Raw genomic sequence first — 16519 nt, forward strand, 5'->3', positions numbered from 1 at the left:
CGGCTTGCCGGCCGAGACGAGAACGAGCCAGATGACCTCCACGCTTGCCCCGTACGACGCGATCCTCCTGCTCTCCTTCGGCGGACCGGAACGTCCCGAGGACGTCGTGCCGTTCCTGCGCAACGTCACCCACGGGCGCGGGATCCCGGACGAGCGCCTGGAGGAGGTGGGCGAGCACTACTACCACTTCGGCGGCCGCAGCCCCATCAACGACCAGAACAAGGCGCTGCTCGCCGCCCTGCGCGAGGAGCTGGCGCGCCGCGGCCTGGACCTGCCGGTCGCCTGGGGCAACCGGAACTGGGACCCCTACCTCACCGACGCCCTGCGCGACCTGCACGCCGGCGGCGCCCGCCGCGTGCTCACCATCGTGACCAGCGCGTACGCCTCCTACTCGGGCTGCCGCCAGTACCGCGAGAACATCGCCGCCTCGCTCGACGAGCTCGCCGGGGAGGGCGTGGACCTGGTCGTCGACAAGGTGCGCGCCTACTTCAACGACCCCGGCTTCGTCGCCGCCAACGTCGACGCCGTCGTCGCCGCCTACGAGCGCCTCGGCGCCGCGCCGGGCCCGGACGCGCCGCTGGTCTTCGTCACCCACTCCATCCCCACGACGATGGAGGTCGCCTCGGGCACGCGGACGACGGGCAGCTACTCCGTGCAGCACCTCGACGTCGCCGCCGAGGTCGCCAAGGCGGCCGGGGAGCGGCTCGGGCACCCGGTGCCCTGGGAGCTGGCCTACTGCTCGCGCTCGGGCACCCCGCTGACCCCGTGGACCGAGCCGGACGTCAACCGCACCCTGCACGCGCTGCACGCCGACGGCGCCGCCCGGGTGGTCCTCGCGCCCATCGGGTTCGTCTCGGACCACATGGAGGTCATCTACGACCTCGACACCGAGGCCCGCGCCACCGCCGACGAGCTCGGCATGCGGATGGAGCGGGCCGGCACCGCCGGCACCGCGCCGGAGTTCGTCGCCGGCCTGGTGGACCTGCTCGTCGAGCGGGCCGGCACCGAGCGCGGCGAGGCGCCCGAGCGGGCGGCGGTCGGGGCGCTGGGCGCCTGGCCGGACGTCTGCCGGCCCGGCTGCTGCCGCCTGCGCGCCGGGGTGGACTCCGGCGTGCCCGCCGCGTGCGAGCAGCCCGCCGGCGCCGCCGTCTGAGCTCCCGGCTGCCGCCGTCCGAGGTCCCACCCATCCCAGGAGGAAGAGCATGAGCACCATCCCGCGCATCGGCGAGGGCGCCGACACCGAGGCGATCAACGCCGGCATCAACTACACGATGTGGAGCGTGTTCGCCACGGCCGCGCCGCTGCCCGCCGACGCCGACGACCGCGCCGCGCTCGTGGCGGCGGCCGAGGAGGCCGTGGCCGGCGCCGGCGTCGTCGTGCGCGGCTGGTACGACGTCGCCGGGCTGCGCGCCGACGCCGACCTCATGGTGTGGTGGCACGCCGCCACCATCGAGCAGGTCCAGGACGCCTACCACCGCCTGCTCGGCTCCGCGCTGGGGGCGTTCCTCCAGCCGGTGTGGTCGGTGGTCGGTCTGCACCGGCCGGCGGAGTTCAACAAGCGGCACGTGCCGGCCTACCTCGCCGGCGAGGAGCCCGGCGGGTACCTGTGCGTGTACCCCTTCGTCCGCTCCTACGAGTGGTACCTGCTCCCCGACGAGGAGCGGCGGGACATGCTCCGCGAGCACGGCATGGCCGCCAAGGACTACCCCGACGTGCGGGCCAACACCGTCTCGGCCTTCGCGCTGGGCGACTACGAGTGGATCCTCGCATTCGAGGCGAACGACCTGCACCGCATCGTCGACGTGATGCGCGAGCTGCGCGCGGTCGGCGCCCGCCGGCACGTGCGCGAGGAGATCCCCTTCTTCACCGGCCCGCGCGTGGCGCTGGCCGCGTGGGCGGAGCGCCAGCCGCGCGCCTGAGCGCGGCCGCTTCGCGTACCCCTGGCGCCGCCGGCGGCCGCTCGTGCGGTAGACCCGGCGGCGGCGTCAGGCGTACCGGGCCGCCGTCGCCACCGTCTGCCGCCCGTAGGAGCCGCCGAACAGGGCGGCGTGGACGATGAGCATGTGCAGCTGGTGCAGCCCGACCCGCTCGCGCCACCCCGGCGCGAGCGGCGAGACCTCGTCGTACGCGGCGACGATCCGCGCGCGATGGGGCGCGTCGAACACCGCCAGCTGTGCCAGGTCCGACTCCGCGTGCCCGCCGTGGGCCGCGGGGTCGATCAGGGTTGCGGTGACGCCGACCGGGCCCGTCGCCCACAGCACGTTGCCGCCCCACAGGTCCCCGTGCAGCCGCGCCGCGGCTCCGGTGACCAGCGCCGGCTGCGGGGCGTCGTGGTCGCCAGCGGCGAGCCGCTCGGCACACCGGCGCACCACCCGCGCGCCCTCCGCGTCGATCGCCCCGTTCCCGACGGCGGCAGGCAGGTAGGGCAGCAGGCGGTCGACGGCGTAGAACTCGCCCCACGAGGACGGGCCCGGCTCCGCGTGCAGCGGCAACGGGGCGCGGCCCATGAACCCGTCGCCCTCCCAGCCCGGCGGCGGGCAGCCGAGGTGGCCGGCGCCGGCGGCGTGGGTGCGGGCCAGCGCCCGGCCCAGCTCCTCGGCCGCGGCGGCGTCCGGCCGGCCCCCGTCGATGCGGCGGGTCTCGATCCAGCCCGGGCCCTCTGCCACGACCGCCGCGACGGGAGCGCCGCCGTGGGCGGCGGCCGCCCCCAGCCACCGCAGCCCGGCGGCCTCGAACCCGGTCGCCCCGGGCAGGCCGTGGTCGTCCTTCCGAAATGCGCTCACCGCCCCATCCTCCCGGCGAGGCGCCGGCGGGCGCCCGCCGGCAGCCCCCGGCCGGTGACCACTCGCCGGTGACCGCGCGCCGGTGACCACCCGTCCACAGCCCGACCCGGCCCGGTGCCGGGCTGTCGGCGCCGGTGCCTAGCGTCGTCGCGAGGGACTCACCGGGACGGGGGAGCGCGATGGACGTCGAGCACGGTCCGGGCAGCGGCCCACCCGGAGGGCTTTCGCCGGCCCGCCGCCAGCTCCTCGGCGCGCTCGCCGCCCTGGCGCTGGCCCAGGCCGAGCTGGCGGCGGCATTCCCCCAGACCTGGCGCGGCACCGGCGCCGACGCCTACGCGCAGGCGCTCGGCGGGCTGCTCCACCACGCCCACGCCGCGGGCGCGGGCCTGCGGGCGGCAGACCTCACCGCGGCGGCGGCCGACCGCGAGCAGGCGGCCGCGCGCGGCTGGGCGGGGACGGGATGAGCCCGGCGGCCGGGGCCGATGGCGGCGGCGCGTGGGCCCCGGGGCCGGACCACGCGGTCGGGCTGCGGCTCATGGTGACCGGGGGCGTCGCCGTCGCCGTCGACGCCGATGAGCTGGGCGCGCTCGGCGCGCGCCTGCTGCGCGCGGCGGACCTGGCGCAGGCGGCGGTCGAGCAGGCCCACGGCGTGAGCACGCTCGGCTACTTCGTGCCGCTGGTTCCCTCCGCCGGTGCGCTCGTCGCGCGCCTCGCGGCGGTCCTGACCGGGGCGCTGTCCCTGCCGGCGCTGGGGGAGCGCATCCGCGCCCTCGCCGCGGACCTCGAGGTCCAACGGCAGTGGTACGAGGAGGCCGAGGAGCGCGCGGTGCGTGGATTCCGCCCGCCGCTGTGGCGCTACGCGGTGCACCTGCTGGGGCCGCCGAAGCTGCGGGGCCTCGTCACCGGGCTCGACGCCGCCGCCGTGCTCGGTCACGCGGGCGCGGCCACCTCCCGCATGCGCGACCCGCGCCTGCTCGACGCCGTCGTGGCCCAGCAGCACGCGCGCTCGCTGGCCGGACGGATGCAGTGGGCCCGGCCCGAGTCGGTCATGGGCGGGCTGTTCCTCGGCCGGGAGTGGGTGGACGTGCGGCGCATGACCCCCGTCGAGCGCACCGCGCTGAGCCTGGTCGGCACGCACGAGCAGGCGTCCTGGGTCGCGCGCGGCGGCCGGGTGCGCGCCGGGCTCACCGTCGCCACCACCGTCGGGCACCCGGTCGCCGCGCCGCCCGTGACGCCGGGGCAGGCCCTCGGCCGGATCGGCGCGCTGGAGGAGCGCATCCGCGCGCGCGGGACCGGCGCGGTCGAGGTGCTGCGCACCACCACCCCCGGCGGCGCGCGGCACTGGACCGTCGTCGTGCCGGGCACCCAGGAGCAGTGGGCGGGCGGGCGCAACCCGATGGACAACGGGACCAACCTGCGGGCGATGGCCGGCGTGGGCAGCGACATGGAGATCGGCGTCGCCGCCGCCATGCGTCAGGCCGGGATCGCCCCGGGCGAGCCGGTCGCGATGGCGGTCCACAGCCAGGGCGGCCTGGTCGCGGCCCGGCTGGTCGCGGACCCGGTCTTCCGGGCCCGGTTCCGGGTCACCTCCGTGCTCACCGCCGGCAGCCCCATCGCCGGCATCGCCCTGCCGCCCACGGTGGACGTGCTCAGCCTGGAGGACGTCAACGACCCCACCGTCGGGCTCGACGGCGCCGCCAACGCCCCCGACGCCCACCACGTCACCGTGGCGGTGAACTCCGGCGAACCGGCCAGGGCGGGCGAGCCGCACCACGCGGCCCGCTATGCCGCCGCCGCGGACCTGCTCGCCGAGCTGGACGACGACGGCGTCCAGGCGTGGCTCGCGCGCAACCGGGCCGCGATGGGGACCACCGTGCCGGGGGCGCGCACCGACTCCTTCGTGTTCGAGATCAGCCGGTGACGCGGCGCGGTCCCGGCGCCGCCGGCGGAGCGGGCCAGCCGGGGCGCCGACGCCCAACCCCCGCGTCGGTCAGCGCTGGTTGCCCGGGAGGATGAGCTGGATGATCCAGCTCGCGATGGCGATGATCACCCCGCCGATCACCGCGGTCCAGAACCCGTCCACGTGGATGCCGTACGAGGTGAACTGGCTGAGCCAGCCGGTGAGCAGCAGCATGAGCGCGTTGACGACGACGAAGAACAGCCCCAGCGTGAGGATGTACAGCGGCAGCGAGAGCAGCACCACGATCGGGCGCACGATCGTGTTCACGAGCGTGAAGATCAGGGCGACCACCGCCAGGTTGACGACGAACGCGCCCGTGGACCCGGTCTGCGGAAGCGTGATCCCGGGCACGATGAGCGTGCACAGCCAGATCGCCGCGGCGTCGACGAGGAACCGCACGATGAAGCTCATGCACTGATCCTGCCACTGATCGGACCCGGCGGTTGCCCGTCTGACCAGCGGTTTCGCGGGCTCGGCGCCACGGCGCGGCCGCGCCGCCGGTCCGGCGCCGTCCGGGTCGGCCTGCCCCGAGCGCCCCGGTGTCCCTCCCCGGCGTCGGCGGGCCGGCGTCCCCAGCGCGGCAGGCGCGCTCCCGCCGGGAGCCGTTCGGGGTGCACACTTTGCACATGGCCCCGAAGAACCCCTCGGTCCGTCTGCGCCCCGACATCGAGAGCCTCCCGGCTTACGTCCCCGGTGAGCGCCCGACGGTAGGGATGCAGGTCTACAAGCTCTCGAGCAACGAGATCGCCTTCCCGCCGCTCGTCGCGGTGGGCGCCGCCCTGGTCGACGCCGCGGCGGACCTCAACCGCTATCCGGACATGTACGCCACCGCGCTCACGGAGGCGCTCGGCGCCCGGCACGGCGTCGGCGCGGAGCGCGTCACCGTCGGCAACGGCTCCGTGGCCGTGCTCCAGCACGTCCTCACGGCGGTCTGCGAGCCCGGCGACGAGGTCATGATGGCCTGGCGCTCCTTCGAGGCCTACCCCATCGCCGTGCAGGTGGCCGGCGCCCGGGCCGTCATGGTCCCGGTGGACGGCGAGGGCCGCCACGACCTCGCTGCCATGGCCGCCGCCATCACCGAGCGGACCCGCGCCGTCCTGCTGTGCAGCCCCAACAACCCCACGGGGCCGGCGCTGACCCAGTCCGAGCTGCGCGGCTTCCTCGCGGCCGTGCCCGCCTCCGTGATGGTCGTGCTCGACGAGGCCTACATCGACTTCGTCACCGCCCCCGACCCCACCGACGGCCCGGCCCTGCTGGGCGAGCACAAGAACCTCGTCGTGCTGCGCACCTTCTCCAAGGCCTACGGGCTGGCCGGGTTGCGGGTCGGCTACGCCCTCGCCCGCCGACGCCTCACCACCGGCTTCCGGGCCGCGTCCACCCCGTTCGGGGTCAACAACATGGCCATGGCCGCCGCCCTGGCCGCGCTGCAGGCGGAGGCCCAGATCCGCGACCGGGTCGCCGAGGTCATCACGGAGCGCGACCGCGTCGTCGCCGCCCTCCGCGACCAGGGCTGGACGATCCCCGACGCCCAGGGCAACTTCGTCTGGCTCGACCTCGGACGGCGCGCCACGGCGTTCGCCGACCACACCCGCGCCCGCGGCGTGCTGGTGCGGGCGTTCGCCGGCGACGGCGTGCGCGTGTCCATCGGCGAGCCGGAGGGCAACGACCTCTTCCTCAGCCTCGCCGGCGAGTGGGCCGCCCGCTCCGCCCGCACCCTCGAGCGCGCCTGAGCACGTTCTGAAGCCGCGAGCGGGCCTGAGTCCCTCGAGCGCGCCGACGGGTCCTCTCGGCGCTCGCCGGCACCGGGAGGACGCCGGCACCGACGCTCAGCCGAGCAGCGTGAGCGCCACGAGCAGGGAGAGGACGATCTCGCCCAGCCCGAGCAGCATGGGCCGCACCGGCCGACCACGCCGCGCGGCCAGCACCGGCACCGCCGCGGCCCGCACGGCCAGCGCCGCCCACACCGCCAGGTGCCAGCCGCTCACGAGGCCGGCCGCGGCCAGGGCCGCCACCGCCGCCGTCACGGCGACGTGGAAGGCGATCGAGCCGACGAGGTAGGCCCGGTTGCCCCGCTCGCGGATGTTGGTCTTGACGTAGGGCACCGTGCCGAGGAAGTACGCGGTGACCAGCGCCGTGACCAGCCAGGCCCAGGCCCAGCCGGTCAGGGCGCCGTCGGGGGAGGCGCCAGGCAGCGGGCCGCCGACGGCGCTGCCGAGCCAGCCGGTGCCCGGCAGCCACCCGGTGCCCCACACCCCGCCGGCCCCGCCGGTTCCGGCGTCGTAGGCGACGGCGGTCATGAGGCCGGCCGCGCCGACGGTGACGACGTCGTTGAGGGTTGAGGAGGGAGCGGTCCCTGCGGTGCGCCGAGCACCACAGGGCGATCGCGACCAGCGGGGCGTACGGCAGCGCCCACGCCAGCAGGTAGGGCGCCGCGACCACGACCGCCACCGCCAAGGGCGCCGTGACGAGCGCGTACGCCCGCACCGGCGGCAGGTAGCGGGCCTTGCGGTACGAGCGCAGCCACAGCCCGGTCGCGAAGAAGGCCAGGTACCCCACCCACCACAGCCCGAGCAGGGGCACGTGCACCCAGGCGGGGCCGGACAGCGCCACCCCCACGAGCGCCGGGACGGCGATCATCGCCCAGGCGCCGTGCTGGTCCGGGACCCACCCGGCCCGGCGCCGCCGGCGGCGCCGGGCCGCGACGGCGGTGGGGGTCGTGGCGGTCACGCGCCGAGGATAGGCACGACGGCGCCGCCCCGGCCGGGCCCACGGTCCCGGCCGCCACAGCCGCGAATCACCTCCCAGGCGGCGGCTGTGGCACGCGCCACGCGCCGGGGTCCGGGCCGTCGTCGGCCACGAACGGCCCCGCACCGCGTCCACCACCTGGGACGTTGCCGATTCCCACGAAACTGATGCGCCGCGCCAAGCGTTCTGACACGATCTTTGTCGAGAGCCCACAACTGAAACTTACGGTTGCGTAGCCTACGCTGGCGTAGGTTGCGCGACCGGCCATCCCTGGGTCGCTTCCTGCCAGCCCGCCGCCACCACCCCCGGCGGCGGACCTGGCAGGCACACCACGCGTCCGGACCGGACGCTCGCCGAGGAGGTCCCGCTCGATGGAACAGCTCGAAACCATGCTGGGTTCCGGCCCACGTCTGGACGACATGGTGCAGATCCTCGACGCCGACGGGCGTCGGCACGAGGACCCGCAGTACAGCGCCTACGCCGTCGACCTGGACGCCGGGGACCTGCGCGCGATGTACCGGGACATGGTGCTCACGCGCGCGTTTGACGCCGAGGCCACCGCCCTGCAACGCAAGGGCGAGCTGGGCCTGTGGGCGCCGTGCGTGGGGCAGGAGGCGGCGCAGGTCGGCTCCGCGCACGCCCTGGCGCCCCGGGACTTCGTCTTCCCGTCCTACCGCGAGCTGGGCGTGGCCCAGGTGCGCGGGCTGGACCTGCGCGAGACGCTCCCGCTCTTCCGTGGCGTCCGCCACGGCGGCTGGGACCCGCACGCGCACAACATGCAGATCCCCACCCTGGTCATCGGCGCGCACACCCTGCACGCCGTCGGCTACGCCCTCGGCGTGCAGCGCGACGGCGACGTCGGCACCGGCGACCCCACCCGCGACCGCGCCGTCGTCGCCTACTTCGGCGACGGCGCCACCTCCCAGGGCGACACCAACGAGGCGCTCGTCTTCGCCGCCTCCGCCAGTGCCCCGGTCGTCTTCTTCTGCCAGAACAACCACTGGGCCATCTCGGTGCCGACCACCACCCAGAGCCGGGTGCCGCTGGTCCACCGCGGCGGCGGGTTCGGCGTCCCCTCGGTGCGGGTGGACGGCAACGACGCCCTGGCCTGCTACGCCGTGGCCCGCGAGGCGCTCGAGCGTGCCCGCGCCGGCGGCGGCCCGACCTTCATCGAGGCCGTCACCTACCGCATGGGCGCGCACACCACCTCCGACGACCCCACGCGCTACCGCGACCGCGCCGAGGAGGACCTCTGGCGCGCCAAGGACCCCATCGCCCGGCTCCGGGTCTACCTCGAGCGCCAGGACCTCGCCGACGCGGCGTACTTCGCCGCCGTCGACGCCGAGGCCGGCGAGCTCGCCGAGTCCGCCCGCGCCTACTGCACCTCCCTGACCGGCGGCCCGGCCGAGGAGATGTTCGAGCACGTCTACACCCTGCCCCACCCGCTCGTCACGGAGGAGAAGGCGGCACGGGCCGCCTACGAGGCCGGCTTCGCCGACGAGGAGGACGCCCGATGACCGCCACCCCGATGGCCCGCGCGCTCAACGCCGGCCTGCGCCGGGCGCTGGAGCGCGACCCGAAGGTCGTGCTCATGGGCGAGGACATCGGCGCCCTCGGCGGGGTCTTCCGCGTCACCGACGGGCTGCAGAAGGACTTCGGCCCCGACCGGGTGGTGGACACCCCGCTCGCGGAGTCCGGCATCGTCGGCACCGCGGTCGGGCTGGCCATGGCCGGCTACCGGCCGGTGTGCGAGATCCAGTTCGACGGGTTCATCTTCCCCGCGTTCGACCAGATCACCACCCAGCTCGCCAAGCTCACCTACCGCTCCCACGGGGACCTCTCGCTCCCGGTGGTCATCCGGGTGCCCTTCGGCGGCGGGATCGGTGCCGTCGAGCACCACAGCGAGTCCCCCGAGGCGCTGTTCGCGCACACCGCCGGGCTCCGGGTGGTCGCGCCGTCCACCGCCGCCGACGCCTTCACGATGATCCAGCAGGCCATCGCCTCGCCCGACCCGGTGCTCTTCTTCGAGCCGAAGTCGCGCTACTGGGACAAGGGCGAGGTGGACCTCGACGCCGAGGTCGACCTCACCGAGACCGGGCTGACCACCGGCCTGCACGCGGCCCGCACCGTACGCCCCGGCACCGACGCCACGGTCGTGGGCTACGGCCCGACCGTCAAGACGCTGCTCAACGCCGCCGAGGCCGCGGCCCAGGAGGGCCGGAGCCTGGAGGTCATCGACCTGCGCTCGGTCTCCCCGCTCGACGTCGACGCCGTCGTCGCCTCGGTCAACCGCACCGGCCGGCTCGTGGTGGTCCACGAGGCGCCGGTGTTCTTCGGCCCGGGCGCCGAGATCGCCGCCCGCGTCACCGAGCGCTGCTTCTACTCCCTCGAGGCTCCGGTGCTGAGGGTGGGCGGGTTCCACATGCCCTACCCGGCGAGCACCCACGAGGAGGAGTACCTGCCGAACCTGGACCGCGTGCTCGACGCCGTCGACCGGGTCATGGCCTACTAGCCCGCTGCCGACCGCACGGCGCGCGCCCGGTACCCGGGCGCCGCGGGCAGCACGCACCACTTGGAGGAGAGCACATCGTGCCGAGCTACCAGCACTTCCGCCTGCCGGACGTCGGCGAGGGCCTGACCGAGGCCGACATCGTGACGTGGCAGGTCGCCGTCGGGGACACCGTGGCCGTCAACCAGACGCTGTGCGAGATCGAGACCGCCAAGTCCGTCGTCGAGCTGCCCAGCCCCTTCGCCGGCGTCGTGCACGAGCTGCTCGCCCCCGAGGGGGCCACGGTAGAGGTCGGCGCGCCGATCATCTCCATCGACGTCGATCCCGGCGGGACCGCCCCCGCGGGTGCGGCCCCCGCCGCGGAGGAGGCGGGGACGGGCGAGGGGTCCGGCAGCGTGCTCGTGGGGTACGGGACCCGGCCCGGCGCGGTGACCCGGCGCCCCCGCAAGCAGCCGGGTGAGGCGCGGGACGCGAGCACGACGACGTCCGCTCCGCCGTCTCCCGCCCCCACGCCCGCTCCGCCAACGCCCGCCGCGCCGGCGTCCCCGGCCGTGGCCGCGGCGCCATCCCAGCGCGCCCGCGTGCTCGCCAAGCCGCCGGTGCGCAAGCTCGCCAAGGACCTCGGCGTCGACCTCGCCGCGGTCGCCGGCACCGGCCCGGGCGGCATCATCACCCGCGAGGACGTCCAGCGCTTCCGTGACATCGCCGAGCCGGCCCCGCTGGCCACCTACGCCGGCGACGAGGAGCCCTGGCTGGCCGGCGGCACGGTCTCCGCCGACGGGCGCCAGACCCGGGTGCCGGCCAAGGCCGTCCGCAAGCGCACCGCCGAGGCGATGGTGGCCTCGGCCTTCACCGCCCCGCACGTGACCGTGTTCCACACGGTCGACGTCACCCGGAGCATGCGGCTGGTCGAGCGGCTCAAGTCGGACCGCGAGTTCGCCGACGTGCGGGTCACGCCCCTGCTGGTCACGATGAAGGCCCTCATCACCGCCGTGCGGCGCAACCCGGAGATCAACGCCGCCTGGGACGACGAGCGCAAGGAGATCGTCTACAAGCACTACATCAACCTCGGCATCGCCGCCGCGACGCCGCGGGGCCTGGTGGTGCCGAACATCAAGGACGCGCACCGGATGAGCCTGCACGAGCTGGCCGTGGCGCTCGCGGACCTCACCGCCACGGCCCGGGCGGGCAAGTCCCAGCCGGCCGACATGGCCGACGGCACCATCACCATCACCAACGTCGGCGTCTTCGGCATCGACACCGGCACGCCGATCCTCAACCCCGGCGAGTCCGCGATCCTCGCCTTCGGCGCCATCCGGCAGCAGCCGTGGGTGCACCGCGGCAAGGTCAAGGCGCGCTGGGTGACCCAGCTGGCCCTGTCGGTGGACCACCGCCTCGTCGACGGCGGGCTGGCCTCCAAGGTGCTCGCGGACGTCGCCCGCGTGCTCGAGGACCCGGCCCAGGCGCTCGTCTGGGGCTGACCCGGGCGGCTTCGCCGTGCGGGTCCGCGCGGTGCGCGGTAGCAAGAGGGGCATGACCTCTTCCTCCGGTGCCGTGCTGCTCGACGCGGACGGCACCCTCGTGGACTCCACCTACCTGCACGTCTCCGCCTGGTCCCAGGCCTTCGCGCAAGTCGGGCACCCGGTGGACGCCTGGCGCGTCCACCGCTGCATCGGCATGGGCTCCGACAAGCTCCTCGCCGAGCTCCTCGGCGACCGGGCCGACGACGTCGGCGGACCGGCGAAGGACGCCCACTCCGAGATCTACGCCGGGATGAGCGATCGCATCCGCCGCTTCGCCGGCGTCCACGAGCTGCTGCGCGCGCTGCGCGAGCGCGGGCTGACCGTGGTCCTCTCCACCTCCGCGCCGCCGGACGAGCTCGCCCACATCCGCCGGGCGCTGGACGCGGACGACCTGTTCGACGCGGTCACCGCCGACGAGGACGTCGAGAGCGCCAAGCCCGACCCCGACCTCGTGGGCACCGCGCTGAAGAAGGCCGGCGTGCCCGCCGACCGGGCCGTCTTCGTGGGGGACGCCGTCTGGGACGTCGAGGCCTGTCGCCGCGCCGGCGTGCCGTGCCTCGGGGTGCGTACCGGCGGCATCGACTCCGCCGAGCTCCGCGACGCCGGCGCCGTCGAGGTGTATCGGGACGTATCGGACCTGCTCGCCCGGCTGGACGACTCCGCGATCGGCCGCCTCGCCGGGTGAGGCCGCGCCAGGCCGGAGGACCCTGTCGCCGCCGCCGTCCCGCTGCCACCATGGCGTCAGGAAGGGAGACGCGATGGCGCGCACGTGCGTGGTGGCGCTGCTGGCGGGCGCCGCCCTCCTGACGAGCTGTTCGGCGGGCATGGGCGCCGGCCCCGCCCACACCGAGGAACGGGACGTCGCCGGCACCTCCGCCGTCGTCCTGGGCACGAGCGGGACGCTGCGGATCCGCACGGGCAGCCCGGCCCGGCTCACCGTCACAGCCGGGGAGAACGTCATCGACCACCTCACCAGCGACGTGGGCGACGGCGTGCTCGAGCTGGGTCTGACCACCGCCCGGCCCACCGGTACCGGCGACATCGAGTACCTCCTGATCGCGCCGCAGATCCACGCCATCGACGTGAGGGGATCCGGCGACGTCGAGGCGGACGTGCCCACCGCCTCGACGCTGCGGCTCGCCGCCCGGGGCTCCGGCCGGATCGCCTTCCCCAAGGTGGACGCCGACGAGGTCCAGGTCGAGGTCTCCGGATCCGGCGGGGTGCGGGTGGGTGGAACCACCACCACCCAGCGGGTCACCCTCAGCGGGTCCGGCACCTACGACGGGGCGGGCCTGGCCAGCGAGTCCGTCATCGTCACCGTCTCGGGCTCCGGCCGCGCCGACGTCACGGCCAGCCGGACGGTGGACGCGGCGGTCACCGGCAGCGGCTCGGTCACCTACGCCGGCAACCCCCGGGTCACCAGCGAGGTCAACGGCTCCGGGCACGTCCGCCCGCGGTAAGGGCGTGGCATGTTGTGGCCATGGCATTTACATGCCCGCCCGCAGGCTGGTATTAGGTCCACGCGTCTCGTTAAGTTCGACATGCCGCAAGGAACACCGGCCCGCAACCGCGGGCGGAGGCAGTCGAGCGAGAGGGGCAGGCCATGGGTGACGCGTCGGTGCTGCTCCGGTTCGAGAGGCGTCACGCCGACTCTGCCGTCCGCACGACTGCCGCCACCGCTGCGACGGCCTCGGAGAGCCGGACGGGGCAGCTGATCGATCTGGTCAGCCGCCGCGGTGGCGTCATGGAGGCCTCGCTCGACGCCGAGACCTACCCCCTCCTGCGCGACCACCTCGTGCACAGCATCCTTGCGACGGCGACGCCCGAGCGGGCGGAGCGACTCTTCCCCGGCGACCCGCAGCAGCTCCTGCGACCCTTCGGCAGCGTGAGCCTCGGCTCCGGCGCCGCGGGGGTCCTGGGGGTGCTCGCGACCGTCGGGACCAAGGTTCCCACCGAGCTCGTCGACTGGTTGGAGGGGGCGGTTCCCGGGATGGAGGGCCCGGGACCGGGGCTTGTCGACGGGCTCGGTGGGATCGCGCTGGCGCTCGACCGGCTCGGTCGCCACGAGGCGGCCGGGAGGATCTGGCACGAGGTGGAGCGGGCGCCGCTGGACCGGCTGGGCACCGCGCTGGCCGACGGCCTGCCCGGGCTGGGCCTGGCCCTGCTCGAGCGCGCACCGTTCAGCGACGGCGAGGCGCTGTGCGACCGGATCTTCCTCATCGCCGAGGAGCTCGTCCGCCGCCTCGAGGACGGCGCTCACGACCTGCGCCGCCCCGGCCTGCTGCATGGCGGGGCGGGTGCCGCGTTGTTCCTGCTGCACGTCTACGAGATGACGGCGGACCGCCGGATGCTCGCGCAGGCCGAGCGGGCACTGCGGCACGATCTCGCCTTCCTCGGCTGGGCCGACCTCGCCGCCGAGGGGGCGCCGGAGCTGTGGCGCACCCGCCCGCTGCTCGGCAGCGGAAGCGCGGGCGTGGCCATGGTGCTGCACGAGGCCCTGAACCACCTCGACACCCCGTGGATGCTCCAGGCCCGGGACGCCATCGCCGAGGCCTGCGAGCGGCGGGTTGGCTCGCACGCCGGGCTGCTGCACGGCTGGGCGGGCACGCTCGTCGCGCTGCACTACCTGCGCAGCCGGCCCTGGGACCCGCCGGCCGACCGGCACGCCGTCGTCCGGCCGCACCTCGAGCGGCTGGCCCACCCGGCGGCCCGCGCACGGATCCCATTCGTCGGGCTCGACGCCTCTCGCTCCTCCGCCGACCTGGGCACCGGGGCGGCCGGTGTGCTGCTCGCGCTCGAGCACCTGCTGGGGGAGGGGGAGCGTCGTCTTCCCCTCTTCTGGTGACCATCCAGGCCCTTCGGCCCGATGAGACGAGGGGAGGGGGCACGATGAACGCACCGCAGGCCGCCGCGCTGGCGACGAGCCGGCTCCGGGGCGCGATGACGGCGCCGCGGGCCACGACCGCGGCGACCCGCGGCATCCCGGGACACGCGGGCCAGCTCGTCGCCTCCCTCGGTCTCCGCGTCGAGCTCCACCCCGCCTGCGACCCGGTCGGTTCGGCGATGCTCGCCGACGTCGCCGACGCCGAGATGCAGGAGGTCCGGGCGGTGCTGCGGCTGGTCCTCGGCGTCGACGGCCCGGTGCTGGACCTCGCGGCCGGCGTGGGACGCCTCACCGTCCCGCTGCTGGCGCTGCGCAAGCAGGTCACCGCGCTCGAGCTCTCGGGCGACGTCATCGCCCGGCTCGTGCACCGGCTGCAGCAGGCTCCCGCCGCCCTGCGGGCGCGTTGCAGCACGGTGCAGGCCGACATGGCCGATTTCCGCATCGACCGCGCCTTCGCCGCGGTGGTGCTCGGCGGGGCCTCGGTCAGCCTGCTCGACGGCGCCGATCGCATGGGCCTGTACCGGTCGGTGCGCCGGCACCTGATGCCCGGCGGGCGCTTCCTCGTGAGCACGGTCGACCACGGCGCGGCGGTGCTGCCGCCCGAGGTCGGCGGCGAGGTGCAGGCCCCGAGCGGGCGCTCGTACCGGGTGTACGAGTACTGGGAGCGGGGCGCACCCACGTGGACGCTCACCGCTCTGTCGAAGGATTCCGGTCACGGTCCCGTCACCGTGTGCACAACGACCCAGCGCGTGCTCGGTGCGGCACAGCTGCAGGTCGAGCTCGAGCGCGCGGGCTTCTCCGTGATCTCGCGCACGCAGGTGACCGAGCCCGGGCAGCGGCACCCGGTCGTGCTGATCGAGGCTGCGCTGCCCGACGCGGTGACGGGGCCGGCTCTTTACTGAGCCGTTGTGGCAGCGGTGCGCTCGATGCGCCCGCTGTCCCGAGCGCGCTTACAGCCAGCCCCGCTGGGCGGCCTTCGCCCCCAGGGCGAATCGGCTGCTCGATTCCATCCGGTTGCTCAGGATGTTGATCATGCGCCGGACGGTGCGGATCGAGATGCCGAGCTGACGGGCGATCGCCTCATCCTTGAAACCCTTGGCGAGAAGCTGGAGGAGCTCACGCTCCTCGGGCTTGAGGGCGTCATCGGCCTCAGTAGGAGCCAGATCGGTGCCTGACTCCCAGAGAAGTTCGTAAAGGCCACGAAGGGCGGCGACGACCCCAGGCGTATTTATGATCACCGCGCCGCGCGTGAAGTCGTCGGGGTCAAACATGACGACTGCCACTTCGCGATCGTAGATAAGGATGCGATTGGGGACACTGATCGCCGCGCGAGCGGAGCCCCCGTGGTCGCGTAGCCACGCGGCATACTCGACAACTGCGCTCTCATGACGGGCGGCGGCCGGGTAGATGGAGCGAATGGCGACCCCGCGGGCGAGGTCTCGGGCCTCGTCGCTCTTCGCCTGGTCAAGTTGGTGAGCGGTCGGGGTGGCAGTGATGATCGAATCGAGCGACGTCGTGAGATTCTGACCGAGTTCGAGCAGGCGAGCGACGATCTCGTCGGTACCCGTCAAGTGCTCAACTTCGCCGCGACGTCGGGTTGCCGAGCGCTGGTACTCGTCAACAAGCACCGCTGCCTCGGCCCGGATGTGGGTGAGTTGTTCCTGGGCGCGGTAAAGCTTCGTCTCTTCTTCGCTCAACAACCGCTCGAATGCGACCTGAGGAGACTCAGTGCGAACACCCGAAGGATCAGTGTGTGAACGGCGCAGGAGACCCTTCTGCTCCAGGAGGTCGAGTACCTCATGCAGATGGTCGTGCTCGAATCGCGTGCGCTCTACAAGCTGCTCATGGGTCATCGCGGGTGCGTTGAGAAGCGCGCGGTAAACCGATATGGCGTCGCCATCGAGTCCCAACGCTTCGAACATCACGCTCCCCAGTTGTCGTCGTGCGCCCGATCGTATGCCGGGATGGGTGATCTCGGACAGCGGCAGGCTCTTAACCATGTCGGGTGCCGACGTGAGGCAACTTCATGCCATGGCAGGCATTGCCCGTTGACCGATCCTGCCATGCGCGTCCGAAAGCGTCGATCATCAACAACGAGGCGCACCGGCCTCGATG

The 16519-nt window shown here is 74.4% G+C and carries 16 protein-coding genes and 1 pseudogene; 12 read left to right on the top strand and 5 right to left on the bottom strand.

Going from position 1 to position 16519, the window contains the following annotated elements; genetic code table 11:
- The first annotated feature begins 31 nt into the window (after positions 1–31).
- Both GD880_RS05525 and hemQ read left to right on the top strand, forming a co-directional pair.
- Entirely contained in the window at positions 32–1153 is a 1122-nt protein-coding gene (locus GD880_RS05525) for a ferrochelatase (RefSeq protein WP_152230614.1), read from the top strand.
- Between the two features lie 49 nt (positions 1154–1202).
- Positions 1203–1919 carry a hydrogen peroxide-dependent heme synthase gene (hemQ, locus tag GD880_RS05530; RefSeq protein ID WP_152230615.1) on the top strand — a complete coding sequence of 239 codons (717 nt, stop codon included), beginning with the start codon at positions 1203–1205 and terminating at the stop codon, positions 1917–1919.
- Between the two features lie 66 nt (positions 1920–1985).
- Here the strand turns inward: hemQ and GD880_RS05535 are convergent, their stop codons facing one another.
- On the bottom strand, positions 1986–2783 hold the full coding sequence (locus GD880_RS05535; RefSeq protein ID WP_152230616.1) for a fructosamine kinase family protein: 798 nt from the start codon (positions 2781–2783) through the stop codon (positions 1986–1988).
- 179 nt (positions 2784–2962) lie between these two features.
- On the opposite strand from GD880_RS05535, the gene GD880_RS05540 reads away from it, so the two are divergent.
- Entirely contained in the window at positions 2963–3247 is a 285-nt protein-coding gene (locus tag GD880_RS05540; RefSeq protein ID WP_152230617.1) for a hypothetical protein, read from the top strand.
- Entirely contained in the window at positions 3244–4704 is a 1461-nt protein-coding gene (locus GD880_RS05545; protein WP_152230618.1) for a hypothetical protein, read from the top strand. Before GD880_RS05540 ends, GD880_RS05545 begins: the two co-directional genes overlap by 4 nt.
- Before the next feature lie 69 nt (positions 4705–4773).
- Here the strand turns inward: GD880_RS05545 and GD880_RS05550 are convergent, their stop codons facing one another.
- A complete protein-coding gene (locus tag GD880_RS05550; RefSeq protein WP_152230619.1) occupies positions 4774–5154 on the bottom strand; it encodes a phage holin family protein in 381 nt (126 codons plus the stop codon).
- Positions 5155–5369: 215 nt separating this feature from the next.
- Between GD880_RS05550 and hisC the strand changes: the two genes are divergently transcribed.
- A complete protein-coding gene (gene hisC, locus GD880_RS05555; protein ID WP_152230620.1) occupies positions 5370–6473 on the top strand; it encodes a histidinol-phosphate transaminase in 1104 nt (367 codons plus the stop codon).
- A 96-nt stretch (positions 6474–6569) separates the two neighbouring features.
- Here hisC and GD880_RS20615 read toward each other — a convergent pair whose 3' ends face one another.
- Together GD880_RS20615 and GD880_RS21005 are read right to left on the bottom strand one after the other, a co-directional pair.
- On the bottom strand, positions 6570–7040 hold the full coding sequence (locus GD880_RS20615) for a hypothetical protein (RefSeq protein WP_226909404.1): 471 nt from the start codon (positions 7038–7040) through the stop codon (positions 6570–6572).
- A 97-nt stretch (positions 7041–7137) separates the two neighbouring features.
- Positions 7138–7380: pseudogene (locus tag GD880_RS21005) on the bottom strand (YwiC-like family protein); the annotation flags it as partial.
- A 479-nt stretch (positions 7381–7859) separates the two neighbouring features.
- On the opposite strand from GD880_RS21005, the gene pdhA reads away from it, so the two are divergent.
- The 7 genes from pdhA to mpaM all read left to right on the top strand — a co-directional run bounded on the left by pdhA (position 7860) and on the right by mpaM (position 15306).
- Complete coding sequence (gene pdhA, locus GD880_RS05565) at positions 7860–9005, top strand: pyruvate dehydrogenase (acetyl-transferring) E1 component subunit alpha (protein ID WP_226909405.1); 1146 nt, start codon at positions 7860–7862, stop codon at positions 9003–9005.
- The gene (locus GD880_RS05570; RefSeq protein ID WP_152230621.1) at positions 9002–10000 is read left to right on the top strand and encodes an alpha-ketoacid dehydrogenase subunit beta; all 999 of its coding nucleotides are present in this window, start codon (positions 9002–9004) and stop codon (positions 9998–10000) included. The genes pdhA and GD880_RS05570 overlap by 4 nt, the downstream gene beginning before the upstream one ends.
- A gap of 77 nt (positions 10001–10077) precedes the next feature.
- Positions 10078–11478 carry a dihydrolipoamide acetyltransferase family protein gene (locus GD880_RS05575; RefSeq protein WP_152230622.1) on the top strand — a complete coding sequence of 467 codons (1401 nt, stop codon included), beginning with the start codon at positions 10078–10080 and terminating at the stop codon, positions 11476–11478.
- A gap of 52 nt (positions 11479–11530) precedes the next feature.
- Entirely contained in the window at positions 11531–12205 is a 675-nt protein-coding gene (locus tag GD880_RS05580; RefSeq protein ID WP_152230623.1) for an HAD family hydrolase, read from the top strand.
- 73 nt (positions 12206–12278) lie between these two features.
- On the top strand, positions 12279–12980 hold the full coding sequence (locus GD880_RS05585; protein WP_152230624.1) for a head GIN domain-containing protein: 702 nt from the start codon (positions 12279–12281) through the stop codon (positions 12978–12980).
- A 143-nt stretch (positions 12981–13123) separates the two neighbouring features.
- Positions 13124–14365 (top strand): lanthionine synthetase C family protein, encoded by a 1242-nt coding sequence (locus GD880_RS05590; protein ID WP_152230625.1) that lies wholly within the window; start codon positions 13124–13126, stop codon positions 14363–14365.
- A 44-nt stretch (positions 14366–14409) separates the two neighbouring features.
- Entirely contained in the window at positions 14410–15306 is an 897-nt protein-coding gene (gene mpaM / locus GD880_RS05595) for a daptide-type RiPP biosynthesis methyltransferase (protein ID WP_226909406.1), read from the top strand.
- A 48-nt stretch (positions 15307–15354) separates the two neighbouring features.
- On the opposite strand, the gene GD880_RS05600 is transcribed toward mpaM, so the two are convergent.
- A complete protein-coding gene (locus GD880_RS05600) occupies positions 15355–16404 on the bottom strand; it encodes a LuxR C-terminal-related transcriptional regulator (protein WP_152230626.1) in 1050 nt (349 codons plus the stop codon).
- Positions 16405–16519: the final 115 nt, after the last annotated feature.

The sequence above is a fragment of the Georgenia ruanii genome (assembly GCF_009193175.1).
In the GTDB taxonomy this organism is placed as follows: Bacteria; Actinomycetota; Actinomycetes; order Actinomycetales; family Actinomycetaceae; genus Georgenia; species Georgenia ruanii.

Bases quoted from the DNA above. Each gene is read 5' to 3' on its own strand.
- hemQ (WP_152230615.1), top strand. From the start codon at position 1,203: ATGAGCACCATCCCGCGCATCGGCGAGGGCGCCGACACCGAGGCGATC.
- GD880_RS05525 (WP_152230614.1), top strand. From the start codon at position 32: ATGACCTCCACGCTTGCCCCGTACGACGCGATCCTCCTGCTCTCCTTC.
- GD880_RS05545 (WP_152230618.1), top strand. From the start codon at position 3,244: ATGAGCCCGGCGGCCGGGGCCGATGGCGGCGGCGCGTGGGCCCCGGGG.
- mpaM (WP_226909406.1), top strand. From the start codon at position 14,410: ATGAACGCACCGCAGGCCGCCGCGCTGGCGACGAGCCGGCTCCGGGGC.
- GD880_RS05550 (WP_152230619.1), bottom strand. From the start codon at position 5,154: ATGAGCTTCATCGTGCGGTTCCTCGTCGACGCCGCGGCGATCTGGCTG.
- GD880_RS05570 (WP_152230621.1), top strand. From the start codon at position 9,002: ATGACCGCCACCCCGATGGCCCGCGCGCTCAACGCCGGCCTGCGCCGG.
- hisC (WP_152230620.1), top strand. From the start codon at position 5,370: ATGGCCCCGAAGAACCCCTCGGTCCGTCTGCGCCCCGACATCGAGAGC.
- GD880_RS05540 (WP_152230617.1), top strand. From the start codon at position 2,963: ATGGACGTCGAGCACGGTCCGGGCAGCGGCCCACCCGGAGGGCTTTCG.
- GD880_RS20615 (WP_226909404.1), bottom strand. From the start codon at position 7,040: ATGACCGCCGTCGCCTACGACGCCGGAACCGGCGGGGCCGGCGGGGTG.
- GD880_RS05580 (WP_152230623.1), top strand. From the start codon at position 11,531: ATGACCTCTTCCTCCGGTGCCGTGCTGCTCGACGCGGACGGCACCCTC.
- pdhA (WP_226909405.1), top strand. From the start codon at position 7,860: ATGGAACAGCTCGAAACCATGCTGGGTTCCGGCCCACGTCTGGACGAC.
- GD880_RS05600 (WP_152230626.1), bottom strand. From the start codon at position 16,404: ATGGTTAAGAGCCTGCCGCTGTCCGAGATCACCCATCCCGGCATACGA.
- GD880_RS05590 (WP_152230625.1), top strand. From the start codon at position 13,124: ATGGGTGACGCGTCGGTGCTGCTCCGGTTCGAGAGGCGTCACGCCGAC.
- GD880_RS05585 (WP_152230624.1), top strand. From the start codon at position 12,279: ATGGCGCGCACGTGCGTGGTGGCGCTGCTGGCGGGCGCCGCCCTCCTG.